1 protein-coding gene is annotated in these 2,666 nt (G+C 52.2%); it reads right to left on the minus strand.

Annotated features, from left to right (window positions below):
• Nucleotides 1-304 precede the first annotated feature (304 nt).
• Nucleotides 305-2,344, minus strand: coding sequence for a PAS domain S-box protein (locus BF95_RS24785; RefSeq protein ID WP_051520233.1), 2,040 nt, complete (start codon nucleotides 2,342-2,344; stop codon nucleotides 305-307).
• Nucleotides 2,345-2,666 lie beyond the last annotated feature (322 nt).

Below are 2,666 nucleotides of genomic sequence, written 5' to 3' on the forward strand. Positions count from 1 at the left end.
TCGTTGCTGGCGTCTCGACCTGATGAGATAACTACCGATACATGCCGATYATTGTCCATTACTTCTTGAACTATGTCTAAACCAGACCCATCAGGTAATCCAAGATCAGTAACTACGACTGGAAAATTTCTGCAGAGAGAGCTTTTTCTTTCGCTTCTCGTATCGTGCCCGTTCCGACCACTCTATGGCCCAATTTCTTCCAGCATTTCACTCAGGATCTTCCGGACCAAGATTTGGTCTTCTACGATTAGAATGGACTTACAATTGAGAGCATCGCCTTCATCGTGATTGGCAACTTCGCAGGTTAGCGGTGCAGAAGGCATCGGTGTAGATGCAGAAGGTCTTCCAAGGTCCAAGACATTTGCGAATTTTTCTGCGCAAGCCCCTTCTCGCGTGAAAAGGCTTCGCGATCAGTTCGACGCCTTCGTCCAGCCGACCGGCGTGAACGATGGCATTCTGGGTGTAACCAGAGGTAAAAAAGCACTTGGATAGATGGCAGCTTCTGTTTAGCACGACGCGCCAGCTCCTGGCTTTTAAGCGCGCCCGGCATAACCACATCAGTAAATAATAGATCGATTTTAGCCCCGCTGTTAACGATAGCCAGACCGTTATCCGCGTTGCTGGCTTCCAATATTGTGTAGCCCAGATCTGAGAGAAGTTCGACAGAAGTTGCCCGTACGGTGTCATCATCTTCGACGACCAATATTACTTCATTCGCCATAGATTGAGGAGCCGTCGGTGTCTCGGAAGCCAGGATCTCTTCATTTTGGCGAGTGTGCGGCAAATAGATGCGAACCGTCGTGCCCTCACCCACCTCGCTGTAAATATTAATGTGTCCGTTGGATTGCTTGACGAACCCGTAGACCATACTCAGCCCCAAGCCAGTGCCTTGCCCTGGGTCTTTGGTCGTGAAGAAGGGTTCGAATACCTTTTTGAGGATATGGTGGGGGATGCCGCTCCCAGTGTCGGTGACCGCGAGCATCACATACTGGCCGGGAACGACCTCCGCATGTTGCGCCGCGTATGCCTCATCGAGCGACGCGTTGCCCACTTCGATTGTCAATTTACCGTTCCTGTCCATCGCATCCCGCGCGTTGATGGCAAGATTGAGAATGACATTTTCGACCTGCGTCGGATCCACAAGGCAGTTCCACAAACCCCCGGAAATTATCGTCTCGATCTCTACTGTCTCGCTCAATGTACGACGGAGCATGTCGTCCATACCCCGGACCAGTCGTCCGATATTCACGGGTTTCGGATTGAGAGCCTGCTGTCGTCCGAAGGCCAGCAACTGAGAGGCGAGTTCGGCACCCCTGCGAACGCCCGCCAGCGCATTATGCACTCGCCGGAGTTGGCGCTCATTCCCAGCAATATCCTTTTCGAGCAGCTGAAGGTTGCCGCCAATCACTTGAAGAAGATTGTTGAAGTCATGTGCTACGCCGCCGGTAAGCTGACCCACAGCTTCCATCTTCTGGGATTGAACGAGTTGCCGTTCAAGTTTTTTGCGTTCACGAATGGCTTCCTCAACCCGCTCTACCAGGGTGCTGTTGAAAGCCTCCATTGCTGCCCGCACCTTGAGATCTTCCGAAATGTTGCGGGCCTCGATGATGGTGCCGATCATGATTCCGCTCTCGTCCCTCATGGCTGAGGCGGTGAAACCGACGGGGTAGAAGCTCCCGTCTTTGTGAACGAAAATCTCTTCGCCTGCAGTCTGATTTTCTTCCGGAAATGCACGATCGATCGCGCATTCTTCGATCGGGAAGTGGCGGCCGTCAGGATAAGTGTGGTGAACGACTTCGTGTAATGTCTTGCCATGGGTTTCCGCCAAGGTGAAGCCGGTCAGTTCCTCGGCAGCATTGTTCATGAACACGCAGTGCTGGCGCTCGTCCATCATGAAGACGGCCATTGTCGTGTTGCTAAGGATGGCGTCCAGGCGCCTATTGCTCTCTTGCAACGCTGCCTGCGTGTGCCTGAGCTCACTTAAGTCCTGCACCGCCGCGTAGTAAACCCCCTCGCCGTCAGGCTGTATCAGTTGGAGGCGGATCGAAACATCGTAGCGTGTGCCGTCCTTGCGCTGATGCACTGTTTCGAAATCGAGCCGTTCAGTCGCTCCCGAAATGAGGGGCTCCACTAGTTTGAGAAAATCCTCTCTACAGATTTCCGGCTTTATGTCCCAGGGTGTGCGCCCACGGAGTTCCTCCATTGAAAACCCGAGATTGTCGCGTGCGCCCCGGTTGACCAGCAAGAAGTGAAAATCGTCGGTGGCGAACAGGTAAACCTCACTGGACGCTTCCTCGACAATGCGGCCGAGTCGTTCAGTCGTAACTTCGGGGGTCCTCTTCATTCGACGGCTTTCCTGTCACAATGGATTCCGACTGTAGGTATTTTGCAAGCGTATACGCTTAAATACTAGTTGGAGAACGCTTTGCGACAAGATCAATCGTTGGCGTCACGAGCGATGCAGCTTGGTTGAGCGCTCAACGCCATCTTATTTTTAGTTATTCATCACAGGAAAGTCGACATCAAATGTGCGCCCAAAAACGCATCTGGTTTTTTTACACTCGCCAGTGTCCATTATTTCCCTGCCTCTCTGTGCTTGATGCAGAATCTTTTGAGTTTTTTGAATCATGGCAGATTATTAGAACGAAATGATCAGTCTGGAACGT

The sequence above is a fragment of the Sphingobium sp. Ant17 genome, assembly GCF_000588875.1.
Taxonomy (GTDB): Bacteria; Pseudomonadota; Alphaproteobacteria; order Sphingomonadales; family Sphingomonadaceae; genus Sphingobium.